Here is a 24,480-nt window from a genome sequence, read left to right on the forward strand (position 1 = left end):
GGCCGACTGTCTACCGCAGACCGACCGACGGTCTCCACGTGTGCGCACCCCAACGGGTGAGGGCCTGATAGGACTGACCCATGCGCGTCGTGGTCCTCACCGGTGCCGGCATCTCGGCCGAGAGCGGGCTCTCGACCTTCCGCGACTCAGGCGGGTTGTGGGAGGGCCACGACCCGATGCAGGTCGCCACCCCGGAGGCGTACGACGACGACCCGGGGCTGGTCCAGCGGTTCTACGACGAGCGGCGGGCGGCTCTCGCACGGGTGCGACCCAACGCCGCCCACGACGCCCTGGCGCGCCTCGAGGCGCGGCTCGGCGAGGACCTGCTGGTCGTCACGCAGAACGTCGACGACCTCCACGAGCGGGCCGGTTCGGCGCGGGTGCACCACATCCACGGCCGTCTGCGGTCGGCCTGGTGCACGACCTGCGACGAGCGGCACCCGTGGGACGGACCGCTGGGCGACCGACCCCCGTGCCCGTGGTGCGGCGAGGCGACCCTGAGGCCGGACATCGTGTGGTTCGGCGAGATCCCCTACGGCATGGACCTGGTCGAGCGGGCGCTGGGCGAGTGCGACCTGTTCGTCTCCATCGGCACCTCCGGCGTCGTCTACCCCGCGGCGGCGTTCGTGCACTGGGCGCGCGGGACGACGCTCGAGCTCAACCTCGAGCCCAGTGCGGGAGCGAGCGACTTCGCCGAGTCCCGTCAGGGACCGGCCAGCCGGTTGGTCCCGGCCTGGGTGAACGAGCTCCTGGGCGAGGGTCCGGGCACCTCGACCTGAGGCAGCGGCGGGAAGTGCAGCCGCACGTGGGTGCCGCGGCCCAGCCGGGACTCGACCTCCACGGTGCCGCCGTGGCGCTGCATGATCTCGCGGACGATGCCCAGGCCCAGGCCGGTGCCGGGGCGGTTCAGCGCGTCCTCGTTGGTGGAGCGGAACAGCGGCAGGAAGAGCTTCTCCTGGTCGGCGTCGGAGATCCCGATCCCCTCGTCGCGACAGCTGAAGCTGAAGCTGCCGTCGCCGCGGCGCTCGACGCCGAGCCAGATCTCGTCGCCGGTGTTGGAGTACTTGACCGCGTTGTCGACGAGGTTGGTCACGGCGCTCGCGATCTCCCGCGGGTCGGCGAACACGATCGCCTCGCGCGTGTCCCCCACGAGGTGGAGGGTGACGTTGGCCTTGTCGGCGACCGCCGTCATCGAGCCCAGGGCGTCGTCGACGATGGGCACGAGGTCCATCCGCTGCATGCTCGGCGGGTGCTGCGGGTCGCTGACCCGCGACAGCATCGCGAGGCCCTCCAGCAGGTCACCGAGCCGCTCGCTGCCGCGCAGGATGGCCTGGGCGCGGCGGTGGTCGCGCTCGCTCGCGAACTCGCTGCCGGCCAGGAACTCCGCGTTGGCGGCGATCACGGTCATCGGGTTGTTGATCTCGTGGGTGAGCTCGCGCAGGAAGCGGTGCCGCGCCTCCTCGAGCTCGCGCAGCTCCTCGAGGAGTCGCCGCTCGCGCTGGGTGGCGTGCGCGTTGGCGATGGCCCGGCCGAGGTCGTGCCCGAGCTCGAGCGCCGCGACGCCCTCACCGTCGGTCCACCGTCGCGAGCCGGTGCGGCGGGCGGCCATCAGCATGCCGAGCACCTCGTCGTCGACACCGACGGGAGCGACGACGACGGCCTCGAAGCCGGCGGCGGCCAGCGCGCGGGTGAACCAGTCGGCGTGAGCGAGGTCGAGGTCGGGGTCGCCCCAGATGTGGGTGGCCTCGATGATCAGCACCCGCTGGTCGGTCCACGCCCGCGCGGCCGCCTCGTCGAGCGCACGGCGTACGTCCGGGGCCATCCCGAGCCCCAGGCTGTCGTGCTTCTCGTCGCCCTGGTCGAGGAAGAGGTGGATCTCCAGCTCGTCGACCGACAGCGCGCCGAGCAGGGTCGTACGCGCCTCCCGCAGGAGGTGGCCCACGTCGTGGCGCGCCGGGTTGGACCGGGCGAGCCGGCGGGTCGCGCGGATCACGCGCATGTGGTCGGCGTACTCCTCGCGCTCGACCGCGGTGACGACCGACCGCAGGGTCATGGCCAGCTCGTCGGAGATCTCGAGCAGCCGGTCCTTGTCGGGGCGCCTCAGGTCGGAGGGCACGTCGAGGTAGAGGAGGGCACGCAGGTCACCGCGCTCGTCGGCGATCTGCGCGACCAGCATGTCCATCGGGTGCCAGTCCTCGGGGTTCCCGGTGGTGGGGATGTCGGGGATGACGACGACGCCGTCGATGCGCTCGCGGGTGTCGTCGGAGAAGCTCTCGTCCGGGATCCAGATGAAGTGGCCGAAGGACTCGCCGTCGGCGAACACCGCCTGCATGTCGGCCAGCCGCGAGGCCGTGCCGAGGCGCTCCTCGGCGCTCGTCATGTCGCCGTAGATCGCCACGAACTCCAGCAGGCCCTTGGGTCGGACCACCTCGATCGCGCAGACCCGGAAGCCGGCGCGGGTGGCGGCGTCGCGCGCCAGGGCATGCATCAGCGCCCGAGCACGTGCATCACCCCAGCTCAGGTCGCGCGTCCTGCGCTCCCCTGCCCGCCCCTGGTCCATGGCGCTCTCGTCCTTCCAGCTTGCTGGATCGTAGGCGCGGGAACCGATCGCCGGGAGTTTTTCGGCGGGACTTAGCCGTCGCTGCGGACGAACTGTTGTTTACAGCCCGTTCTGGCTGAAGTGCATGTAGTCCTTGGAGTAGCGCCACGCGCCGCCCCACTCCCACCCGATCCGGGCGAACGCACGCTCGACCGGGCCGCCGGGAGTGACCATCCCGGCGCGCACCCGGGTGCGGTCGAGGTAGGCCGACGCGAGCTCGGGCAGCACGACCGCGCCCTTGGCGTAGGGGTTCTGGAAGGAGTTGAGGTCGAGGGCCAGCCCGTAGGCGTGCTGGGAGAAGTAGGTCGCCCCGGTGGAGGGCCGGCACACGAAGGCCGCGGTGCCGTTGCCGTCGCCGGTGCTGGGCGCGTCCGGGTCGTAGGTGCGGGTGATGCCGACCTGCTCCTGCGGGAACCGTTGGCGCCAGAGCACGCCGAAGACCTGCGCGACGTCGTCGGCCACGCTGCGGTGGACCAGCAGCTCGCCGGTGTGGCGTCCGCCGTCGAATCCCCAGAAGACGACGCGCACCCACGCCAGGTCGGCGGCGGCGACGGGACAGCCCGGCTTCCACGTCGAGCGCCGGATGACGCGGGCCGGAGCCGGCGACACGACCTTCGAGCTGTAGCCGCGTCCCGGGAGCATGCGTACGTCGTCGGGCAGGGTCCAGCGTCGGTGCCGCATGACGGGCGGGGTGGGCCGCACCTCTCCGTAGCCCGTGGCCGGGTCATCGGGCAGCAGCCGGGTGCCCAGCCAGGCGGGCGGGACGCTGCCGAACCCGGTCGCCGCCGCGGGCTGCGTGCCGTCGGTGCTCGGCACCGCGACCCGGGCCTCGGGCACCGTGGGCACCGGCGCGGCCGTCGCCGTGAGGACGGCCTGGACCAGGACGGCCAGCAGTCCGTTGGGCAGCATCACGTCACCGTACGTCGGCACCGGCTGACAGCGGGAGCCACACGGAGAACGCGGTGCCCACGCCCACCTCCGAGCTGACCTCGACCGTCCCCTGGTGACGCTGGACCACGCGCTCGATGATCGCCAGGCCCAGGCCGGTGCCGGGGCGCTCGCGCGCCTCCTTGCTGCTGCTGCGGAAGAAGGGGGTGAAGACCTGGCCCACCTCGGACTCGGCGATGCCGATCCCGTCGTCCGCGCAGATCAGCCGGATGCCGTCGCGGTCCTCGACCGCCTCGCGCGCCAGGGACAGCGTGACCCTACCGCCGGGCTGGGTGTACTTGAAGGCGTTGGACAGCAGGTTGGTCGCCATCCGCTGGATGCCCGCCGCCTCCCCCGTGATCACCAGGTCGCCGGGGATGTCGGTCACGAGCTCCAGCCCGGTCGCCTCCGCGACCGGGGCCAGGAAGTCGCAGCTCTCCCGGACGATCGTCGAGAGGTCCACCGGCTCGTGGGGCGTGGCCCGACCGGGGTCGCTCTCGGTCGCGAGGGCCATCAGGTCGTCGATCATGTTCTCGATCCTGCGCGCGGACCGGTCCATGGCGGCGAGCGACTCGGCCGCCTCCACGGCGGTCGGGTCCTCGGCGAACAGCTCGAGGTGCATCCGCAGCACGCTGACCGGGGTGCGCAGCTCGTGCGCGAGCGTGTTGACCATGTCGCGGCGATGGGCGACGAGGTCACGGAGACTGGCGTTGAGGGTGCGCTCGCGCTCCATCAGCCGGGAGTCGAGGATGAGGCTCGCCAGGTCGCTGGCCACCGCATCGACGGCGTTGATCTCGGAGTCGATCCAGCGATCACCGCCCGGCTTGCGGCCCAGGCCCATCGTCCCGAGGTACTCCTCCCCCATCCCGATCGGCACCAGCAGCCACGACCCGAGGCCGAGACGGCGCATCAGCCGACTCATGACCTCCGGTGTCGGGACCGCGTGCTGGCCGACGAAGCCCCACGTCTGGGTCGGCTCCACGACGAGGTGACCACCCTTGAGCCACACCTGGCGCATCTGGTCCTCGAGGACGGCGGTGTGGGGCTCGAGGTCCGGCGCGCGATGGCCGGCGAGGAGGACGTCGACCGAGTCCACGGCCATCACCTCGACCATGGCCCGCGACATCTCCGAGAGGAAGTCGTCCACCCCCATGCCCGGACGGACGCTCTGCATCGCCGTACGCGCCTGCGTCAGCATCCGCACCTGCTCGCCGTAGAGCTCGCGCTCGACGATGCTGACCACGGCGTCGTACATCACGTGGATCTCGGCGTTGACCGCCGCGATCGACTCGGGGGTCGGGCGCAGTCCCGACAGGGGCTCGTCGAGGTAGAGCAGGGCCCGCAGGTCGCTCGCCTCGCTCTTCAGGAGCCGCACCAGCTGGTCCTCCGGGCGCCAGGCGTCGGCTCCATCGCTGCTGCTGGGCCGGTCGGGGATGTGCCCGTAGTCCGCGATGTACTCGCGGTCGTCGTCGTCCAGCCTCTCGCCGGGGGTGTGGACCCAACCGTCGAGCGGCGTCCCGAGCGCGATGAGCCGGTGGAGCATGAACGGTGACGCCCGACCCAGCAGCTCGACGCTGGCGTCGGGGTTGCCCGCGATGGCGACGAACTCGAGGAAGCCGTCGGAGCGCATCGCCTCGATCCCGGCCACGCGGTAGCCGGCTCGCCGCGCCACGTCCTCCGCGATGGCGTGCAGGACCGCGCGTTGGGCCTCGTTGCCCCACGCCTGTCCTCGCGGACGCGTCCACGCCTTGATGTCGTCCTGCACCACTGCTCCCCCTGCGGCCACGCTCTGGCCGAGGCGAGAGTACGCCCGACCGAGCCGGTCCGGGGAGCACTTGGGCGGATTCACAGGTGCCAGGTGACTCGCGGGTAACATATTCGCCATGAAGCGCGAGATCTACGACGAGGACCACGAGGCCTTCCGTGCCTCGGTCAAGCAGTTCCTGGACCGCGAGGTCACCCCGCACCTCGAGTTGTACGCGGACCAGCACGGGCTCGACCGGGCCTTCTGGCTCGCGGCCGGCAAGCAGGGCTTCCTCGGCCTGGAGATCCCCGAGGAGCTCGGCGGCAGCGAGGCCGGCGACTACCGCTTCAACGCGGTGCTCACCGAGGAGCTCGCCAAGGTCAACATGACCCTGCCGAGCTGCGTCGGCATCCACGCCGACATCACCGTCCCCTACCTCGTGCACCTCACCGACGACGAGCAGCGGGCGCGCTGGCTGCCCGGCTGCGCGAGCGGCGAGATCGTCACCGCGATCGGCATGACCGAGCCGGGCGGCGGCTCCGACCTCGCCAACCTCAGGACCACCGCCGTGCGCGACGGTGACGACTGGATCCTCAACGGCTCGAAGACCTTCATCACCAACGGCGGCTCCGCCGACATCGTGCTCGTCGCGGCCCGCACCAGCCCGGAGAAGAAGGCGAAGGGCATCTCGCTCTTCGCCGTCGACACCACCCTCGACGGCTTCAGCGTCGGTCGGGTGCTCGACAAGGTGGGCCAGGACGAGTCCGACACCGCCGAGCTCGCCTTCGACAACGTCCGGGTCTCCGGCGACGACCTCGTCGGTCCGCTCGACACGGGCTTCATCTCGATGATGCAGTTCCTGCCGCAGGAGCGCCTCGGCTCGGCGATCACCAACCTCGCCCACGCCAAGCAGATCCTCGAGGAGACGGTGCAGTACGCCAAGGACCGCCAGGCGTTCGGCCAGCCGATCGGCTCCTTCCAGAACACGCAGTTCCTGCTGGCGGACCTCGTCACGCGCGTCGACGTCACCCAGGCGTACGTCGACCAGTGCGTCATCGCACACACCAAGAAGGACCTGACCCCGGTCGACGCGGCCAAGGCGAAGTGGTGGACCTCGCAGGTCCAGAACGACGTCCTCGACCACTGCGTCCAGGTGCACGGCGGCTACGGCTACATGAACGAGTACCGCGTGGCCCGCGCCTGGCGCGACGCCCGCGTCACCAAGATCTGGGCCGGCTCCAACGAGATCATGAAGATGCTGATCGGGCGCGACCTCGGCCTGTGAGACGAGCCTCTGCCGGTTGAGCGCAGGCTCACCTTCGTTGCACGGCGCCCGACGCAGGGCCAAGATCGAGGGGTGAGCCTCGAGATCGGCACCGACGAAGACCCGCAGCACTTCCACGACGAGATGGGCGAGCACGTCGGCTCGCGCCTCAACTGGCTGCGCGCGGGCGTCCTCGGCGCCAACGACGGCATCGTGTCCACCGCCGGTGTCGTCATGGGTGTGGCGGGCGCGACCGACGACAGCGGGACGATCCTCATCGCCGGCATCGCCGCCCTCACCGCGGGCGCGCTGAGCATGGGCACCGGCGAGTACGTCTCGGTCAGCACGCAGCGCGACTCCGAGAAGTCCCTGCTCGGGCTGGAGGCCCGCGAGCTCACGCAGATGCCGGTCACCGAGGAGCGCGAGCTCGCCAAGATGTACGTCGACAAGGGCCTCTCGCCCGAGACCGCCGAGGTCGTGGCGCGCGAGCTCACCGAGCACGACGCCCTGCGCGCCCACGCCGACATCGAGTTCGGGATCGACCCCGACAACCTGACCAACCCGTGGCACGCGGCCTGGGCGTCGATGATCGCCTTCACCGTCGGTGCGCTCCTCCCGCTGCTGGTCGTCGCGTTCGTGCCCGACGGCGTGCGCATCCTGGTGACGGTGCTCAGCGTGATGGCCGCGCTCGCGCTGACCGGGTTCGTCAGCGCGAGGATCGGCTTCAGCCCGCGGCTCCCGGCGGTCGTACGCAACATGGCGGGCGGCCTGCTCGCGATGGGTGTGACCTACCTGATCGGCATGCTCGCCGGCACCCAGCTCGGCTGACCTGTCGCTTGCGTGCACGACAACCACGCCGACCTGACGCTTACGTACGCGACAACCGTGCCGACCTGACGCTTACGTGCACGGCGCGTGCGGAGAAGCGTCAACTCGGCGGCCCCTGCGTGCGCACAAGCGTCAACTCGGCGGCCCCTGCGTGCGCACAAGCGTCAACTCGGCGGCCCCTGCGTGCGCACAAGCGTCAACTCGGCGGCCCCTGCGTGCGCACAAGCGTCAGCTCGGCGGCCCTTGCGTGCGCACGAGCGTCAGGTCGGCGTGTGCCAGGTGTCGACCAGGCGCAGGCACCAGTCGAGGTGGCGGCCGGGATGGCCCGCCAGGCAGCTCGCGGTGACGAGGCCGTAGGCCGCGCGGTAGAGCACGAGCACCTCCGGCTCGTGGCCGAACCGCACGACCGCCAGCTGGTCGAAGTCGGCCGTGGCGCCGGCGGCGCGCGGCCCGAACATGTCCTGCAGCGCAGCGGCGACGGCCGCGTCGAACGCGGGGTCGCCGACCGTGGAGATGTAGCCGAAGTCGAGCAGGCCGACCGGCCGGTCACCCTCGACCAGCACGTGGGCATGGCCGAGGTCTCCGTGCACCAGCCGCGGCGGCACCAGCGCCAGGGACCGGAGGGCGTCGGCCATGCGGTCCGCCACGTCCTCGCGCAGCGCCGGACCGAGCAGTGCGGCGCGGCGCTGGACGAGCGCAGCGAGCGAGGCGCCGAACGGCACGTCGGGATCGAACGGCGGCTCGCCGTCGGGGACGGGCAGGACGGCGAGGTCCGGTGTCGCGGGCACCTGCGCGAGGGCCTCCAGCACGTCGAGCACCGCGCGGGGTCCGGGCGAGGCCGCGGGTGCTCCCCGCAGGCGACGGTGGACGGTGACCACGCGCCCGGCCACCTCCTCGACCGCGAGGATGCGGGGCACGGACAGCGATGCACCCGCCCGGTCGAGCCCGACCTCGACGGCGTCGTAGAAGGTGCGCAGCCGCTCGACCTCCGCCCGCGGACGCCGGTCCCACAGCTTCACCACGTGCTCGTCGTCGAGGGCCGCGACGACTCCCTCCATCCCGCGCCCCACCTCGTGGGTGACCGCGAGACCCGCTGCCCGCATCGTGGCCAGGGGGTCGGTGGTCACCGGACCTCGTGCAGGGACACCCCGGCGTCGCCGGGAAGCACCAGCACACCGCCGGCGGTCGCCACCGGCGCTCCGAGGAGGGTGTCGAGCGCGACGTCCGGACCGAGCGCGTGCAGGGGCAGCTCGACCGGCTGGGTCGGCTGCCTGACGGCGTGGACCAGCAACGTCTCGTCGGGGTGCTCGCGCAGGAAGGTCATCGAGTCCTCACCGGCGTGCAGCCAGCGCAGGCCCCCGCGCCGCAGGGCCACGTGCTCGCGCCGCAGCCCGATCCAGAGCCGGTAGGCCTCGAAGGTCGGCCGGTCCCACGTCTCGAGGCGGTCCCACGGGTACGGCGTACGCGCGTGCTCGCCGTCGACGGCGGTCAGCCCGAGCTCGTCGCCCATGAAGACGACCGGCACCCCCGGCATCGTCATCTGCAGACCGAGGCCGACCAGGTGCCGGTCGCGGCCCTCCCCCGCGAGGTCTGTGCCGCCGTCCGTGCCCCCGCCGGTGACGGTGCGGAAGCGCGGGGTGTCGTGGGAGTCGAGGTGCATCGTCGAGCCCTGCCACACGGTCCACGGGATCGAGCCGTGCACGTCGCGCATCGTCTCCACCGCGGCGGTCGCCGGGAGCACCGGGATGTCGACCGGCAGTCCGAGGTAGTCCAGACCGTGCGGCAGGCCCGGGCCCGCGGGCGAGCCGCCGTTGAGCCAGCACCACACCGGGCGGGTGAAGCCCGCGTAGTCCATGGTGCCGTGCCAGCCGGGGCCGGTGAGGTCGGACGTGGCGTCGTGGCCGTGCTCGGCGAGCAGCCAGCCGCTGTCGTCGACCTCGTCGATCGTGCGGCGCAGGGCCTGGGCCACGACGTGCGCGAGGTCGTCGGCACCCATCCGGCCCGTCATGTTGGCCACGTCGACGCGCCAGCCGTCCAGACCGCGGCGCAGCCAGTGCGCCGCCACCGAGTCGGGTCCGGCGTAGAGCCGACGTGCCAGCTCGGCGGAGGTGTGGTCCAGCTTGGGCAGGCTCGCGATGTCGAGCCAGGCGGCGTAGCCCTGCTCGTAGGCGTCCGCGAAGCGGTAGAAGGAGCGCTCCGGCGACGACGGGTCCTCCTGGGCGCGCACGAACCAGTCGTGGTGCTCACCGGTGTGGTTGGTCGTGAGGTCGCCGACGAGACGCAGGCCGCGGCCGTGCACCGCGTCGACCAGCCGCTCCAGCGCCTCGTCGCCCCCGAGCAGCGGATCGACCCGGTCGAAGGAGACCGCGTCGTAGCGATGGGTGGACCAGGCCTCGAAGACGGGCGTCAGGTACAGCAGGGTCGCGCCCACCAGGTCCAGGTGGTCGAGGTGCTCGGCGACGCCGTCGAGGGTGCCGCCGTACCACTGGTAGGGCACGTCGGGCCCCTTGTGCACGACGGGTTGGTCCCAGTCGCACGCGATGGCCCAGTCCGGCAGGGGTGCGGTCGGCTCGGTGCGGCCGAAGCGGTCGGGGAACACCTGGTAGCCGACCTGGTCCGGCACCCAGTCGGGCAGCCGGTGCTCGGTGCTGATCCGGAAGTCGCCGCTGTCGGTGACGTCCCGGGCGTGCACGCCCGTGGCGGTGAGCCAACGGAAGTCCTCGGGGCCTCGCGAGACGAGGAAGCGGTAGGACGTGAGGGTGTTGACCAGCCGCAGACGGACCTCCCACCACGTGGCGGAACCGTCGTCGGCGACCTGCTCGGCGCGGCCGATCGCCGGCTCGCCGTCGCGGACGGCACGGAGGACGACCTCGCTGGCACCGACCGATCCGTCGAGGGCGTGGGGCACCCGTACGCGCAGGGTGACGTCGTCGCCGAGCGCCGGGCGCTCGCTGTCGACGTAGAGGGGCGAGCCGTCGTGATGAGGGTCGAGGGGATCGGGTGCACTGGCCATGTGCCGGGCGCCTCAGCCCTTGACGCCGCCGGCGGTGATGCCGCCGACGATGAACTTCTGGAGGTAGAGGAAGAGGATCACCACGGGGATGGCGGTCATGATCGAGCCGGCCGCGAAGACCCCGAGGTTGTTGGAGCGGTCGGCGTCGATGAGGCCGTAGAGCCCCGTGGCCAGTGTCTTGTTGCCGGAGTCGCGCAGGAAGATCGACGCCATCAGGAACTCGCCGATCACGCCGACGAAGACCAGCAGGCCGCACACCGCGAGGATCGGACGCACCAGCGGCAGGATGATCCGGAAGAACACCTGCACGTGGCTGGCGCCGTCGAGCATCGCCGCCTCGTCGAGCGACATCGGGATCGAGTCGAAGAAGCCCTTGATCAGCCACACCTGGCCGAGCGAGCCGCCGCACATCATCAGGATGTAGCCGGGCAGGGTGTCGAGCCCGATCGCCGGGATGACCGCGCCGATGTCGGTGAACATCAGGTACAGCGCCACCGCGGCGAGGAACTGCGGGAACATCTGGATGAGGAGCAGCGCGAGCAGCCCACCGCGGCGGCCGGTGAAACGGAACCGGCTGAACGCGAAGGCCGCGAGGGCACTGAACAACAGCTGCACGAAGACGACGCACACGCACACGATGAGGCTGTTGCGGGCCCAGGTGCCGAAGGGCTGCTCGTCGAGGAGCGTGGTGAAGTTGGTCAGGCTGAACGACTGGGGGATGAGCGTCGAGGTGACGACGTTGCCCAGCGGGTTGAGCGAGGCCGAGAGCAGGTAGGACACCGGGAAGAGGGCCCACACCACGGCGATCATCCCGACGACGTGTCGCCAGCCGACCTCTCGGAACCACCGGCCCGGCCCGAGCTTGACCTTCGGAGCGCGGTCACCGCCGCGTCGTCCTCGGCCCGCCCCCTGGGCGGTGGTGGGTTCCTCGACGATCGTGGTGCCCGGCGGCGGGCCCTGGACCTGGGTCATGTCAGTTCACATCCTCGAGCGAGCGGGTGGCGCGGAACTGCAGGGCGGCGATGATGCCGGTGATGACGAAGAGCACGACGGACACGGCGGAGGCGAAGCCGATCTGCACACCGCCGGCCCCGAAGGCCAGGCGGTAGGTGTAGCTGATCAGGATGTCGGTGCCACCCGCCGTCGGGTTGTCCGGACTGAACGGTCCACCTCCGGTGAGGAGGTAGATCGCGCCGAAGTTGTTGAAGTTGAAGGCGAAGGTCGCGACCAGCAGCGGCGCGACGGTGACCAGCAGCAGCGGGAAGGTGATCCGGCGGAAGCCCGCGAATCCGCTGGCTCCGTCGATGCGGGCCGCCTCGGTCAGGTCCTCCGGGATCGCCTGGAGCGCGCCGGTGGCGACGAGGAACATGTAGGGGAAGCCCATCCAGAGGTTCGTCAGCAGCACGGCGATCTTGGCGGTCGTGGCGCCGCCGAACCAGTTGACGTTCAACCCGGTGATGTCGTTGATGAGCCCGAAGTCCTGGTTGTAGAAGCTGGACCAGAGCAGCAGCGAGATGAAGCCCGGGATCGCGTAGGGAAGGATCAGCAGCGCGCGGTAGATCTTCTGCCCGCGCACCCGCGGGTCGTTGAGCGTGACCGCGAAGACCAGGCCGAGCAGGAACGTCCCGACGACCGACAGGGTCGCGAAGACGAAGGTCCACACGAAGATGCCGAAGAAGCTGCTGCTGATCCGGCTGTCGGTGAAGATCCGCTCGTAGTTGGCCGTGCCGACGTTGGCCGTCCACGACTGGTCGGAGATCCGCTCGCCGGCCTCGTCGACGAAGTACTCGCGGTCGCCCACCTGCTCCGCCGTGTAGACGGCGTCGCTGGTGGTGTCGGTGATCGTGTCGGCGTCCTCGTCGTAGACGAGCGTGGGCGCGCCCTCGAAGGCCTCGCTCGTGCCGTCGCGCACGATGAAGCTTCCGCTCTCGGTGGGGATCGCGATCTCGTCGAGCTCTGCCGCGGCCGCACTGATCTGCTTGATGTTGAGCACCGTGTAGCCGTCGACCGCGGTGACACGCCCGTTGTCGAGCGTGACCCCGTCCGGGTCCGACTCGAGGCCGTCGGCCGTGCCCTCGAACACCGCCTCGGGGTCGTCCTGCGGCACCAGGAAGTAGGTGAACGGCCCGGACGTCGGGTCACCGTCGGTGGCGATGGTGAGGTTGTACTGCGGGGAGTCGTCGGACCGGGTGACCGAGGCGCCGACGATCTGGTCGACGGTCGTCTGCTTGTCGTTGCGGGTGCCGTCGCCGTAGTTGGTGAACGAGGTCTGCGCGGTCAGCACGATCGGGTAGACCACGAACAGTGCGAGCATCAGCGTGCCCGGCACGAGGTACTTGGCGGGCAGCGCCCGCCCGGTGGCGTACGTCGCCACGAGGATCGCGGTGATCGCCCAGATGGCGACGAGGAAGAACCAGGACTCCTCGCCGACGAGGGCGGGCGTCAGGGCGATGGCGGTGCCGATCACGACACCGAGGAAGAGCACCTTCACCAGCAGCGCGGGGATGCCGTCGCGGCCGGGCTTGGTCAGGCGGTCGCGGAGCCCGGATCGGGAGCCGTCAGCGTCGGAGGGGTCGTGCAGGTCCGCCATGTGAGTTCCCCTTCACGGGTCCGAGCGGGGCCGGGTGGTCGTGGAGCGTCCGGGCGCGGGAGGCCGTCCCGGGGACGACAGTCGCCGCCCCCGGGATGGTTCCCCCATGGCCTCAGCCGGCGTCGGCGATCGCCTTGTTGATGGTGTCTCCGGCGGAGGTGATGGTGGACACCGGGTCCTTGCCGCTGACGATGGCGGAGTAGGCCTTGCCGAGCGGCTCCCAGACCGACGCCATGGCGGGGATCGCGGGCATCGGGGCGGCCCCGTTGGCGGCCTCGGTGAACACCGCGAGGTCGGGGTCGTCGACCTGGTCCTGCACGGAGGTCATCGCGGGCGGCAGCTGCGTGCCCTCGAAGAGGGTCAGCATGGCCTCCTCGTTGTTGACGCCGTTGTTGACGAACTCCTGGGCGATGTCCTTGTTCTTGCCGTTGGCCGCGACCATGAACGCCTGGGCACCCATGAACGGCGATGCCTCCTGCTGTCCGTCGAAGCCCGGCACCGGCTGGATGGCGTAGTCGAAGCCGGCGTCCTTGACGTCGGCGAGGGCCCACGGGCCGGAGACCAGGTAGGCGGCCTTGCCGCTGGTGAAGAGGGCGATGGAGTTGTCACTGCTGATCGAGGTGCGCAGCACCTTGGCCTTGGCCAGGCGGGAGATCTGCTCGGCCGCCTTGACCGATCCCTCCTTGCCGATGCCGACGTCCTCGGCGTCGTAGCCGGTCGCGTCGTCGTAGGCGAAGATGTAGCCGCCGAACGAGGTGAGGATCGGCTCCATGTGGTAGGCGTCGCCGAGCTCGCCGACCGGCAGGTTGAGGGCCGATTCGACCTTGCCCGACTTCACGGCCGCCGTGCCGGCGGCGATCGCGTCGTCCATCGTCGCGGGCTCGTCGGGCACGACCTCGGTGTTGCGGTAGAGCGCGAGGGCCTCGATGCCGTAGGGCACGCCGTAGAGCTTGCCGTCGTACGTCGTGGCCTGCACTGCCTTCTCGGAGTAGCCGGAGAGCTCCTCCGGGGTCAGGTTGAGCGGGTCGATCGCGCCGTTCTGGACGAGGTTGCCCATCCAGTCGTGGGCACCGACGACCACGTCGGGACCGTTGCCGGCGGCGTCGGCGGTGACGAAGCTGCCCTGCAGGTCCTCGGAGATGGCCTGGACCTTGACGGTGATGCCGTTGGCCTCGCCGAACGTCTCGGCGACCTCCGTCACGGCGTCGATCTTGAGGGAGTCGGTCCAGACGAGCAGGTCGGCGTCGCCGCCTCCTCCGCCGGCGTCCGAGCTCGGGGTCGTGGTGCTTTCGGCGTCGGTGGACTCGGACTCGGAGCCGGATCCACCTCCGCACGCCGCGGCGGTCATGACGAGCATGAGGGCGGCTGCTGGGCCGAAGGTGCGGGCGAATCGGCGCATCTGGGGGTCCTCCCGAAGAGGTGTCAGTGTGAGGGACGCCACACCGTAACAAAGCCCTTGCAAGGTTGGGAAGATGCTGCAACTTTTTGCAAGACGCTGCTGGCGGCGGTGACCGACATCACTAGGGTGGACCGCGTGAGGATCAGGCTGAGCGAGATCGCCGAGCGCTCCGGCGTCAGCATCAGCACGGTCAGCAGGGTGCTCAACGAGCGGCCCGGAGTGAGCCCGCAGGCTCGTCGCCAGGTGCTCACGGCCATCGACGTGCTCGGGTACGACCGGCCGGCGCGGCTGCGTCCGCGCGTCGGAGGACTGGTCGGCCTGGTGCTGCCGGAGCTCGAGAACCCGTTCTTCCCGCGCCTGGCGCACCATCTCGAGATCAGCCTGGCCAGGATGGGCCTCTCCCCCGTCCTGTGCAGCCAGACGCTGGGCGGTGTCCACGAGGACGACTACGTGGCCATCCTGCTCGAGCACTCCGTGGCCGGCATCGTCTTCGTCTCCGGCGTGCATGCCCTCGTGGACAGCGACCCGGCCCGCTACCAGCGGCTGCTGGACCTGCACCTGCCGATCGTGCTGGTCAACGGGGCGCTGACCGGTCTGGACGCACCGAGCGTCTCGACCGATGACGCCGTCGCGGTCGACCTCGCCGTCCAGCACCTCGAGCACATGGGTCACCGCCGCATCGGTGCCGCCCTCGGACAGATGCGCTACCTCCCGGCGCAGCGCAAGCGCCAGGCCTTCGTCGAGGCCCTCACCCGGCACGGGCTGGTGCCCGGCGACCTCGACGCCACGGACCTCGTCGAGTCGACGACCTACACCGTCCAGGGCGGACAGCAGGCCGCGGAGCGGTTGCTCGACCGGGGGGTGACGGGCATCGTCTGCGGGTCCGACGTGATGGCCCTGGGCGTCATGCGCAGCGCGCGGATGCGGGGGCTCCGGGTCCCCGAGGACCTGTCGGTGGTCGGTTGCGACGACAGCCAGATGATGGAGTTCGTGGACCCTCCCCTCACCACGGTGCGGCAGCCGGCCGAGGCGTTGGCCCAGGCCGCGAGCCAGGAGATCGCCGAGCAGATCTCCGGCATCCCGCCGCACGCGGGAGAGGTGCTCTACCGACCCGAGCTCGTGGTGCGCGGCTCGACGGCGAGCGTTGCCGGACCGCGCTGACCGGACCGCGAGCGTCAGCCGAGCGCGGCGACGATCTCGTTGACCTTGTCCTTGGCGTCGCCGAAGAGCATCTGGGTGTTGTCCTTGAAGAACAGCGGGTTCTGCACCCCGGCGTAGCCGGTCGCCATCGAGCGCTTGAAGACGATGACGTCCTTGGCCCTCCAGACCTCGATCACGGGCATCCCGGCGATGGGCGAGTTCGGCTCCTCGAGGGCGGCCGGGTTGACGGTGTCGTTGGCCCCGATCACCAGGACGACGTCGACCTCGGGCAGGTCGTCGTTGATCTCGTCCATCTCGAGCACGATGTCGTAGGGCACCTTCGCCTCGGCGAGCAGCACGTTCATGTGGCCGGGCAGGCGACCCGCGACGGGGTGGATGCCGAACCGTACGTCGACGCCCTTCTCCCGCAGCTTCCGCGTCATCTCCGCGACGGGGTACTGCGCCTGCGCGACCGCCATGCCGTAGCCCGGCGTGATGACGACCGACGACGCCCCGGCGAGGAGGTCCGCGACGTCGCCGGACTGGATCTCGCGGTGGTCGCCGTAGTCGCGATCCTCCGCGGGACCGCCGCCGTCGGAGCCGAAGCCACCGGCGATGACGCTGATGAACGAGCGGTTCATCGCCTTGCACATGATGTAGCTGAGGATCGCACCCGAGGACCCGACGAGGGCGCCGGTGATGATCAGCAGGTCGTTGCCGAGCATGAACCCGGCGGCTGCGGCGGCCCACCCGCTGTAGCTGTTGAGCATCGACACGACGACCGGCATGTCGCCGCCACCGATTGCGGCGACGAGGTGGAAGCCGAGGACCAGTGCCAGCACCGTCATCAGCGCCAGCGGGGCCATGGCGACCCAGCCGTCGGCGAGCATGAACCACACCATCAGCACCGCGGACAGCACGAGGATCGCGAGGTTGAGCTGGTGGCGACCGGGCAGCGTCAACGGCGACGACTTCATCTTCGCGCTGAGCTTGAGGTTGGCCACGATCGAGCCGGTGAAGGTCACCGCGCCGATGAAGACGCCGAGGAAGACCTCGCCGTTGTGCACCGCATCCGACTGGACGCCCAGGTCCGCAACCTCGATGTACGTGTTGTAGCCCACCAGCACCGCGGCCAGGCCGACGAAGCTGTGCATCATCGCGATCAGCTCGGGCATGCCGGTCATCTCGACGCTCGACGCGAGCCGGATCCCGATCATCGCGCCGACGGCCATCGCCACGACGATGATCACGAGACCGACCACGATCGGGCCCTGGTCCAGGTAGTCGGTGTTGAGGTAGTCGAGGACCAGCAGCAGGGTGGCGACGAGGGCCAGGCCCATGCCGGCCATGCCGAACTGGTTGCCGCGCCGTGCCGTCTCGTGCTTGCTCAGGCCGGCGAGCGCGAGGATGAACAGGAGCGCCGCCAGGATGTAGGCGCCCGTGACGAACGAGACCATGCTCGAACCGGAGTCGGAATCCACCGGGCTCAGCCCTTCTGGAACATGTTGAGCATCCGCCGGGTGACCAGGAAGCCACCGAAGACGTTGATGCTGGCGAGCAGGATGGCGACCCCGGCGATGATCTGGACCGCGAGGTTGTCGACCGGTGCCTGCAGGACCGCGCCGACCACGATGATCCCGCTGATCGCGTTGGTGACGCTCATGAGCGGCGTGTGGAGCGCGTGGTGGACGTTGCCGATGACGTAGTAGCCGATGACCACGGCGAGGACGAAGACCGTGAGGCTCGGCAGGAAGCTCGCCGGCGCGAGGGTCGCCAGCGCGAGGAAGACCACGGCTGCCAGCCCGACGGCGTACGTCCGGCGGCGCGGGTCCACCTCCTTCGGTGGCGCCTTCTCGACCGGGAGCACCGCGGTGGCCTGGGCCGGCGCGGCCGAGACCTGCACGGGCGGCGGCGGCCACATCGTCTGGCCGTCCCGCGTGACCGCGATGCCGCGCTGGATGACGTCGTCCATGTCGAGCGTCAGCCGGCCGTCCTTCTCCGGCGTCAGCAGCTTGAGCAGGTTGACGATGTTGGTGCCGTAGAGCTGGCTCGTCTGCGCGGCGAGGCGGCCGGCGAGATCGGTGTAGCCCAGGACCGTGACGCCGTTGGCAGTCACGACCTTCTCGTCCTTCACCGTCGCGGCGACGTTGCCGCCGTTGGCCGCAGCCATGTCGACCACGACCGTGCCGGGCGCCATCGCGGCCACCGTCTCGGCGGTGATCAGCTGCGGGGCGGGGCGGCCCGGGATCAGCGCGGTGGTGATGACGATGTCGGCGGCACGCGCCTCCTCGTCGTACATGGCAGCGGTGGCGACCTCCTGCTCGGCGGTCATCTCCTTGGCATAGCCGTCGGTCGAGACCTCCTGCTCCATGTCGACCGTGACGAACTGCGCGCCCATCGACTCGACCTGCTCGGCCACCTCAGGACGTACGTCGAACGCGCGCACGATCGCGCCCAGCGACCCGGCCGCACCGATCGCGGCGAGGCCCGCCACACCGGCCCCGACCACGAAGACACGGGCAGGCGGCACCTTGCCCGCGGCGGTGACCTGGCCGGTGAAGAGCCGTCCGAACTCGTGGGCTGCCTCGATCACCGCGCGATAGCCCGCGACATTCGCCATCGAGGAGAGCACGTCCATCGACTGCGCGCGCGAGATGCGCGGCACCGCGTCCATCGCCAGCCCGGTGACGCCGGCGGCGGCGAGCTGCTCGACCAGCTCGGGGCTCCGGGCCGGCGCCATCAGTGCGATGACCGTGGCGCCGCTGCGCAGGCGGGCGATCTCGTCGGCGGTGGGGGCATTGACCTTCACCAGGACGTCGCTCGACCAGACATCTGCACTCGTCCCGATCGCGACCCCGGCATCGGCGTACGACGTGTCGGGCTGGTCTGCGGCCGCACCGGCGCCTGCCTCGACCACGACGTCGTACCCGAGCGCAGCCAGCTGCGACGCCGTCTTCGCCGTCGCTGCCACCAGCGTCTCGCCGGGACGTGACTCACGTGGGATGCCGATGCGCACTGCTGCCTCCTGGGTAGGGGCCCGGGTCCGGTCGGGACCTGGGCGGCGTGCGGGCCGGGCACAAGGTATCGAACGACGACCCCGTGTCAGCGGTGTCTCAGCGGGCGCGCGTCGGCGTCCGGGGTCGCGGCTCGACTGCCGGACGGCCTTGGGCCACCCAGCAACACTGCCTGCCATGAGCCCCACCACCATCGTCGTCGCCGGCGCCACGGGAGACCTCGGTGGCCGAATCGCCACCGCGCTCCTCGCCCGCGGCGCATCGGTCCGCGCACTGCTCCGTCCCGATGCCGACGGTGCGGCTCGTGACCGGCTCACCGCCCAGGGGGTCGACGTGGTCGCCGCGGACGCTCGCGACGTGGGTTCGGTCGCGTCGGCCTGCACCGGCGCCGCCTGCGTCGTCTCCGCCCTCAACGGGCTGGGCGACGTGATCCTGGATCGGCAGAGCGTCCTCATCGACGCGGCCGTCCGCGCCGGCGTACCCCGCTTCATCCCCTCGGACTTCTCCGCCGACTTCACCCGCACGCCTGCTGGTCGCAACCGGAACTTCGACCTCCGACGCGAGTTCATGGGTCGGGCAGACCGGGCGCCGATCGGGGTCACGTCCATCCTCAACGGGGCGTTCCTCGAGCTGCTGGACGGCGACATGCCGCTCATCCAGTCCCGCATCCGACGCGTGCTGTTCTGGGGCGACGCCGACCAGGTGCTCGACTTCACCGCGAAGGACGACGTGGCGGCCTACACCGCGGCCGCCGCCCTGGACCCCGGCACGCCGCGCATCCTCCGCATCGCGGGCGACTCCCTGAGCGTCAGGGACATGTCCCGCATCCTCTCCGACACGACCGACGGCAGCTTCCGGCCCCTGCGCGCCGGCGGCCTGACCAGCATGAGCGCGATGATCGGCGTCGCCAAGCGGCTGGCACCCGGTGACGACGCCGTGTTCCCCGCCTGGCAGGGCATGCAGTACACCCGCGACATGTTCGACGGCCGCGTCAGGCTCGAACCCCTCGACAACGACCGCTACCCCGACGTGTCGTGGACCTCTGTCCGGGACCGCTTCGTGGTCGGCGCTGCCTGATCCGACCGGCTAGCTGAAGGTCGACCGCCTGGCCACCAGCTCGGGGGTGAACACCAGCTGCTCGTGCACGTGGTCGGGGTTGGTCGCCTCGTCGAGGACCAGCTCGGCAGCCCGGCGACCGAGCTCCTGGCGGGGCTGGCGGACCGAGGTCAGCGGCACGGCGGCAGCGGCGGCGTACTCGATGTCGTCGTAGCCGACGATCGCCAGGTCACCGGGCACGGTGGCGCCGGACGTGCTCAGCTGCTGCAGCAGGCCCAGGGCGAGGAGGTCGTTGGCGCAGAACGCCGCAGTGGGGCGCCGGCGCGTGCCGATGCCCATCAGGCGCTCGCCGGCAGAGCGGCCCTCGACCACCGTCAGGCCGTCGGTCGGGACGACGGTCAGCTGGTCGTCGGGCAGGCCGGCGTCGGCCCAGGCCGCGCGCGCGCCCTCGAGACGGTCGCGCACCTGGCCGATGGTGTCGGGTCCGCCGATGAAGGCCACCCGTGTGTGGCCGCGCTCGACGAGGTGCTCGACCGCCAGCCGGCCGCCAAGCACGTCGTCGACGGCGACCGAGCAGAACGCGCCGTCGTCGCGGGTCCGGTCGACGATCACGAGCGGCGTGCCGTTGCGGCGTACGTCGTCGAGCACCGTCGCGTGCGGGTCGACAGGAGTCACCAGGATCCCCTGGACGCGCTGCTCGACGAGGTGCGCGAGGTAGTCGCCCTCGCGGGACGCGCGGTTGTCGGAGTGGCACAGGAAGAGCGACAGCCCGGCCGCCTCGGCGGCTCGCTCGGCTCCCTCGGCGACGTCGGTGAAGAACGGGTTGCGCGCATCGAGCAGCACATAGGCGAGGGTCCGGCTGTGGCCGGCCCGGAGCTGACGCGCGGACTCGTTGCGCACGAACCCCAGCTCGCGCATGGCGTCCTCGACCCGCGAGCGGGTCGCGGGAGACACCCGGTCCGGACGGTTGAGGACGTTGCTCACGGTGCCCAGGGAGACGCCGGCCAGCGCCGCGACGTCCTTGACCGAGGAGGCACGTACCACTGCCCACACCTCCGGTCCGATGTCGTTGAAACGACGACAGCGCGAGCGTACGGCATCCGTTCGGGAGCCGGACCAGACCAGCGCCACCCGCCGGCCGGCGCCGGTGCGGGTCACGAGAAATGATCCGCCCGGGTGCTTGACAGGTGTGACGGCCCTCACTTACGGTCCTTTTTGAAACCTTTCAATCCAAGGAGCTCCATGTCTGACACGACCGCCGCCGCACCGGTGCTCGAGCTGCGCGACGTCTCCAAGTCGTTCGGCCCGGTGGTCGCCCTGCGCTCAGGCAGCCTCCGCGTCGACGCAGGATCGATCCACGCGCTGATCGGTGAGAACGGTGCCGGGAAGTCGACGCTGGTCAAGGTCGTCGCCGGCGTGCACCGCCGCGACTCCGGCACGTTCGACCTCGGCGGCGAGTCCGTCGACTTCTCCTCCACCGCCGAGTCCAAGCAGGCCGGCGTCGCGGTGATCTACCAGGAGCCCACGCTCTTCCCCGACCTCTCGGTCACCGAGAACATCTTCATGGGCCGCCAGCCCCTCGCCCGTGGCCGCCGGATCGACCGGCCGGCGATGACCGCCGAGGCCGAGCGCCTCTTCTCCCGCCTCGGGGTCCGCATCGACCCGCGCCGCCCCGCGGCCGGCCTCTCGATCGCCGACCAGCAGATCATCGAGATCGCCAAGGCCATCTCGCTCGACGCCCGCCTCCTGGTGATGGACGAGCCCACCGCCGCGTTGAGCGGCGTCGAGGTCGACCGGCTCTTCGCGGTCGCCCGCAGCCTGCGCGACGAAGGTCGCGCCCTCGTCTTCATCTCCCACCGCTTCGACGAGGTCTTCGCCCTCGCCGACACCGTCACCGTGATGCGCGACGGCTCCTACATCGACACCCGCCGCATCGAGGAGACCTCGCCCTCCGAGCTGGTGTCGCTGATGGTCGGGCGCGACGTGGACGACCTCTTCCCCAAGGTGCCTGCCGAGATCGGTGCACCCGTGCTCGAGGTGCGCGGCCTCACCAAGGCCGGCGTCTTCCACGACATCGACCTGGTGGTCCGCGCCGGCGAGATCGTCGGCCTGGCCGGTCTCGTCGGAGCCGGACGCAGCGAGGTCGCCCGCGCGGTCTTCGGTGTCGACTCCTACGACTCCGGCTCGGTGTCCCTGTCGGGCAGGGACATCAAGGCGCACGACCCCCGCTCCGCGATCCGGGCCGGGATGGCGTTCATCCCCGAGGACCGCCGCAAGCAGGGCCTGGTCATCGACTCATCGGTCAGCCGCAACGTCGCCGGGGTGATCCGCCGCAGCATCGCGAAGGCCGGCCTGATCACCGCGTCGATGGAGAACCGCGCCGCCGGTCCGTGGGCCGGCCGGCTCGAGGTGAAGACCAACGCGCTGGACATGAACGCCGCGACCATGAGCGGCGGCAACCAGCAGAAGGTCGTCATCGCCAAGTGGTTGGCCACCGACCCCCAGCTGCTGATCATCGACGAGCCGACCCGCGGCATCGACGTCGGCACCAAGGCCGAGGTGCACCGCCTGCTCTCCGAGCTGGCGGGGCAGGGCCTGGCGATCCTGATGATCTCCTCGGAGCTGCCCGAGGTCCTCGGCATGGCCGACCGCGTCCTGGTGCTGTGCGAGGGGCGGCTCACCGCCGAGCTCGACCGCGCCGACGCCACCCCCGAGGCCGTCATGCACGCGGCCACCCACCACCTGGAGACCACGGCATGAGCCACACCGACGTCGAGGCCTCGGCGAGCGAGACCCTCCTCGTGGAGCCGAGCCGGCTCTCGCCCACCCGACGCGCCCTGGGCACCGTGCTCCGCTCCCGTGAGCTGTCGATCTTCCTCGTGCTGGTCGCCGTCACCGTGCTGGCCACCAGCAAGAACGAGAGCTTCCTCTTCAGCTCCGACGGCTTGCGCAACTTCCTCCTCAACCCCTCGATCCTGCTGCTCCTCGCCGTCGGCCAGGGCGTCGTCATCATCACCCGCAACGTCGACCTCTCGGTCGGTTCGGTGATGGCGCTGACCGCCTACCTCACCGGCCGCCTCTTCATCGAGGTGCCGGGCATCCCCGTGGTCGCAGTGATCGCCGCGTGCCTCGTCGTCGGCGCGCTCCTCGGCCTGGTCAACGGTGCGCTGGTGGCGTACGGCGGTGTCCCCGCGCTGGTCATCACCCTCGGCACCCTCTACATCTACCGCGGCATCATGCTCACCTGGGCGGGCAGCGACCGGATCAACGCCGGCGACCTGCCGCGGGAGTTCCTCCGCCTCGGCACCCGCACCACGCTGGGCATCCCGTGGATGACGATCCTCGCCTTCGTGGTGCTCGCCGCCGTCGGCTACTACCTCCACACCGCCCGCGGCGGCCGCGAGATGTACGCCATCGGCTCCGATCCCGACGCCGCGGTCCTCTACGGCCTGCCCGTCAAGCGCCGCCTGCTCGCCGCGTTCGTCCTCAGCGGCGCCCTCGCCGGCCTGGCCGGTGCGCTCTACACCGCGCGCTACGGCACGGTCAGCTCCAGCGTCGGCTCCGGCATCGAGCTCCAGGCCGTGGCCGCGGCCGTGATCGGCGGCATCGCGATCTTCGGTGGCAGCGGCACCGTCTGGGGCGCGGCCATCGGCGCCTTCCTGCTCGTCACCATCAACCGGGCCCTGCCCAGCCTCGGCATCGAGGACTTCTGGCAGCGCGCGGTCGTGGGCGTGCTGATCCTCGGCGCGATCGTGCTCGACCGCGTCCTCGCCACCAGACAGGCCCGCAAGCTCGCCGAATCGAGGGACCACTCATGAGCGCCACCCGTGAGGCTGCGCCCACCCGCACGTACGCCGACTACTCGGCGCCCCTGTGGCAGCGCCTGCTGCTCACCCGCGAGACCGCGGTCATCGTGCTCACGGCAGCGGTGATCGTCTACTCGATGGCCAACGTGCCCAACTTCGACGGGCCACTGACGCTGAAGTTCCTGCTCCAGGACATCGCGCCGATCCTGCTCATCGCACTGCCGATGACGCTCGTGATCATCACCGGCGAGATCGACCTCTCCGTCGCCAGCATCATGGGGCTCAGCAGCGTCCTGCTCGGCGTCCTGCACGAGAGCGGCATGTCCATCCCCGCCGCTGCTGTCCTCGCGCTGTTCGCCGGGCTGGTCTGCGGCGCGCTCAACGGCTTCCTCATCGCCTACGTCGGGCTGCCCTCGCTGGCGGTCACCATCGGCACCCTGGCCCTCTTCCGCGGGATCGCGGTCGGTCTCCTCGGCACCACGGCCATCACCGACTTCACCGAGAAGTGGTCCGACCTCGCCACCGGCACCATCGGCGAGTCACGGATCCCGATCGTGATGATCCCCTTCGCCGTCCTCACGATCGCCTTCGTCGTCCTGCTGCACTTCTCCACCTTCGGCCGCGGCGTCTACGACATCGGTCTCAACGACGAGGCGGCGCACTTCACCGGCGTCGACGTCGCCCGCACCAAGATGGTCCTCTTCATCCTCTCGGGCGTCGTGTCGGCGTTCGCCGGCATCTACTTCACCCTGCGCTTCGGCTCCGCCCGAGGCGACAACGCCACCGGCTACGAGCTGCAGGTCATCGCCGCCGTGCTCCTCGGCGGCGTCTCGATCTTCGGCGGTCGCGGTCGGCTGCACGGCGTGCTCGCCGGCGTCGTCCTGATCGGCGTCATCTCCAGCGCACTGCGCCTGGAGAGCGTGACGGTCAACGTCACCAACATCATCGTCGGCCTGCTCCTCGTGGCCTCGGTGATCCTCCCCAGCGTCCTCGCGTGGGCCTCGTCGAGGCTCCCCCGCAAGGCGGCACCGGCGGCTCCCAGCGAGCCCCACCCCCACCAGAACGCCGCATCCGCCGGCGTCTAGGAACACGAAAGGCAC

At 70.8% G+C, this 24,480-nt stretch carries 19 protein-coding genes; 8 read left to right on the plus strand and 11 right to left on the minus strand.

Features of this window, described 5'->3' with window-relative positions:
• Positions 1 to 80 precede the first annotated feature (80 nt).
• Entirely contained in the window at positions 81 to 779 is a 699-nt protein-coding gene (locus BM127_RS19400; protein ID WP_091201363.1) for an NAD-dependent deacylase, read from the plus strand.
• Here the strand turns inward: BM127_RS19400 and BM127_RS19405 are convergent.
• The 3 genes from BM127_RS19405 to BM127_RS19415 form a co-directional block, all read right to left on the minus strand.
• Entirely contained in the window at positions 704 to 2,560 is a 1,857-nt protein-coding gene (locus BM127_RS19405; RefSeq protein ID WP_091201364.1) for a sensor histidine kinase, read from the minus strand. The two genes, BM127_RS19400 and BM127_RS19405, sit on opposite strands and share 76 nt — an antisense overlap.
• A 99-nt stretch (positions 2,561 to 2,659) precedes the next feature.
• The gene (locus tag BM127_RS19410) at positions 2,660 to 3,508 is read right to left on the minus strand and encodes a M15 family metallopeptidase (protein WP_091201430.1); all 849 of its coding nucleotides are present in this window, start codon (positions 3,506 to 3,508) and stop codon (positions 2,660 to 2,662) included.
• A gap of 4 nt (positions 3,509 to 3,512) precedes the next feature.
• Positions 3,513 to 5,375, minus strand: coding sequence for a GAF domain-containing sensor histidine kinase (locus BM127_RS19415; protein WP_139227810.1), 1,863 nt, complete (start codon positions 5,373 to 5,375; stop codon positions 3,513 to 3,515).
• A 34-nt stretch (positions 5,376 to 5,409) separates the two neighbouring features.
• On the opposite strand from BM127_RS19415, the gene BM127_RS19420 reads away from it, so the two are divergent.
• Positions 5,410 to 6,555: an acyl-CoA dehydrogenase family protein gene (locus BM127_RS19420; RefSeq protein ID WP_091201368.1), complete on the plus strand. Its 1,146-nt coding sequence runs from the start codon at positions 5,410 to 5,412 to the stop codon at positions 6,553 to 6,555.
• A gap of 72 nt (positions 6,556 to 6,627) precedes the next feature.
• On the plus strand, positions 6,628 to 7,362 hold the full coding sequence (locus BM127_RS19425) for a VIT1/CCC1 transporter family protein (RefSeq protein WP_231263410.1): 735 nt from the start codon (positions 6,628 to 6,630) through the stop codon (positions 7,360 to 7,362).
• 260 nt (positions 7,363 to 7,622) lie between these two features.
• Here BM127_RS19425 and BM127_RS19430 read toward each other — a convergent pair whose 3' ends face one another.
• The 5 genes from BM127_RS19430 to BM127_RS19450 form a co-directional block, all read right to left on the minus strand.
• Positions 7,623 to 8,489 carry a phosphotransferase family protein gene (locus BM127_RS19430; protein WP_091201370.1) on the minus strand — a complete coding sequence of 289 codons (867 nt, stop codon included), beginning with the start codon at positions 8,487 to 8,489 and terminating at the stop codon, positions 7,623 to 7,625.
• Complete coding sequence (locus tag BM127_RS19435; RefSeq protein ID WP_091201371.1) at positions 8,486 to 10,375, minus strand: glycoside hydrolase family 13 protein; 1,890 nt, start codon at positions 10,373 to 10,375, stop codon at positions 8,486 to 8,488. Before BM127_RS19435 ends, BM127_RS19430 begins: the two co-directional genes overlap by 4 nt.
• A gap of 12 nt (positions 10,376 to 10,387) precedes the next feature.
• A complete protein-coding gene (locus BM127_RS19440; RefSeq protein WP_091201373.1) occupies positions 10,388 to 11,347 on the minus strand; it encodes a sugar ABC transporter permease in 960 nt (319 codons plus the stop codon).
• 1 nt (position 11,348) lies between these two features.
• Positions 11,349 to 12,965, minus strand: a complete 1,617-nt coding sequence (locus BM127_RS19445) for an ABC transporter permease subunit (RefSeq protein WP_091201375.1) — start codon at positions 12,963 to 12,965, stop codon at positions 11,349 to 11,351.
• A gap of 112 nt (positions 12,966 to 13,077) precedes the next feature.
• The gene (locus BM127_RS19450; protein WP_091201377.1) at positions 13,078 to 14,364 is read right to left on the minus strand and encodes a sugar ABC transporter substrate-binding protein; all 1,287 of its coding nucleotides are present in this window, start codon (positions 14,362 to 14,364) and stop codon (positions 13,078 to 13,080) included.
• A gap of 135 nt (positions 14,365 to 14,499) precedes the next feature.
• Between BM127_RS19450 and BM127_RS19455 the strand changes: the two genes are divergently transcribed.
• Complete coding sequence (locus tag BM127_RS19455; protein WP_091201380.1) at positions 14,500 to 15,525, plus strand: LacI family DNA-binding transcriptional regulator; 1,026 nt, start codon at positions 14,500 to 14,502, stop codon at positions 15,523 to 15,525.
• A 14-nt stretch (positions 15,526 to 15,539) separates the two neighbouring features.
• On the opposite strand, the gene pntB is transcribed toward BM127_RS19455, so the two are convergent.
• A complete protein-coding gene (gene pntB / locus BM127_RS19460) occupies positions 15,540 to 16,961 on the minus strand; it encodes a Re/Si-specific NAD(P)(+) transhydrogenase subunit beta (RefSeq protein ID WP_091201382.1) in 1,422 nt (473 codons plus the stop codon).
• A 29-nt stretch (positions 16,962 to 16,990) separates the two neighbouring features.
• Positions 16,991 to 18,520, minus strand: a complete 1,530-nt coding sequence (locus BM127_RS19465) for a Re/Si-specific NAD(P)(+) transhydrogenase subunit alpha (RefSeq protein WP_091201384.1) — start codon at positions 18,518 to 18,520, stop codon at positions 16,991 to 16,993.
• Between the two features lie 175 nt (positions 18,521 to 18,695).
• Between BM127_RS19465 and BM127_RS19470 the strand changes: the two genes are divergently transcribed.
• On the plus strand, positions 18,696 to 19,595 hold the full coding sequence (locus BM127_RS19470; RefSeq protein ID WP_091201386.1) for an NmrA family NAD(P)-binding protein: 900 nt from the start codon (positions 18,696 to 18,698) through the stop codon (positions 19,593 to 19,595).
• Between the two features lie 9 nt (positions 19,596 to 19,604).
• Here the strand turns inward: BM127_RS19470 and BM127_RS19475 are convergent, their stop codons facing one another.
• Positions 19,605 to 20,732 carry a LacI family DNA-binding transcriptional regulator gene (locus BM127_RS19475; RefSeq protein WP_231263409.1) on the minus strand — a complete coding sequence of 376 codons (1,128 nt, stop codon included), beginning with the start codon at positions 20,730 to 20,732 and terminating at the stop codon, positions 19,605 to 19,607.
• An 84-nt stretch (positions 20,733 to 20,816) separates the two neighbouring features.
• Between BM127_RS19475 and BM127_RS19480 the strand changes: the two genes are divergently transcribed.
• From BM127_RS19480 to BM127_RS19490, 3 genes are read left to right on the plus strand one after another with little or no spacing between them, the layout of a single operon-like run.
• A complete protein-coding gene (locus BM127_RS19480; protein WP_091201388.1) occupies positions 20,817 to 22,334 on the plus strand; it encodes a sugar ABC transporter ATP-binding protein in 1,518 nt (505 codons plus the stop codon).
• Positions 22,331 to 23,392, plus strand: a complete 1,062-nt coding sequence (locus BM127_RS19485) for an ABC transporter permease (RefSeq protein WP_091201390.1) — start codon at positions 22,331 to 22,333, stop codon at positions 23,390 to 23,392. The genes BM127_RS19480 and BM127_RS19485 overlap by 4 nt, the downstream gene beginning before the upstream one ends.
• Positions 23,389 to 24,465 (plus strand): ABC transporter permease, encoded by a 1,077-nt coding sequence (locus BM127_RS19490; protein ID WP_091201392.1) that lies wholly within the window; start codon positions 23,389 to 23,391, stop codon positions 24,463 to 24,465. The genes BM127_RS19485 and BM127_RS19490 overlap by 4 nt, the downstream gene beginning before the upstream one ends.
• Positions 24,466 to 24,480: the final 15 nt, after the last annotated feature.

The sequence above is a fragment of the Nocardioides alpinus genome (assembly GCF_900112035.1).
Classification (GTDB): domain Bacteria; phylum Actinomycetota; class Actinomycetes; order Propionibacteriales; family Nocardioidaceae; genus Nocardioides; species Nocardioides alpinus.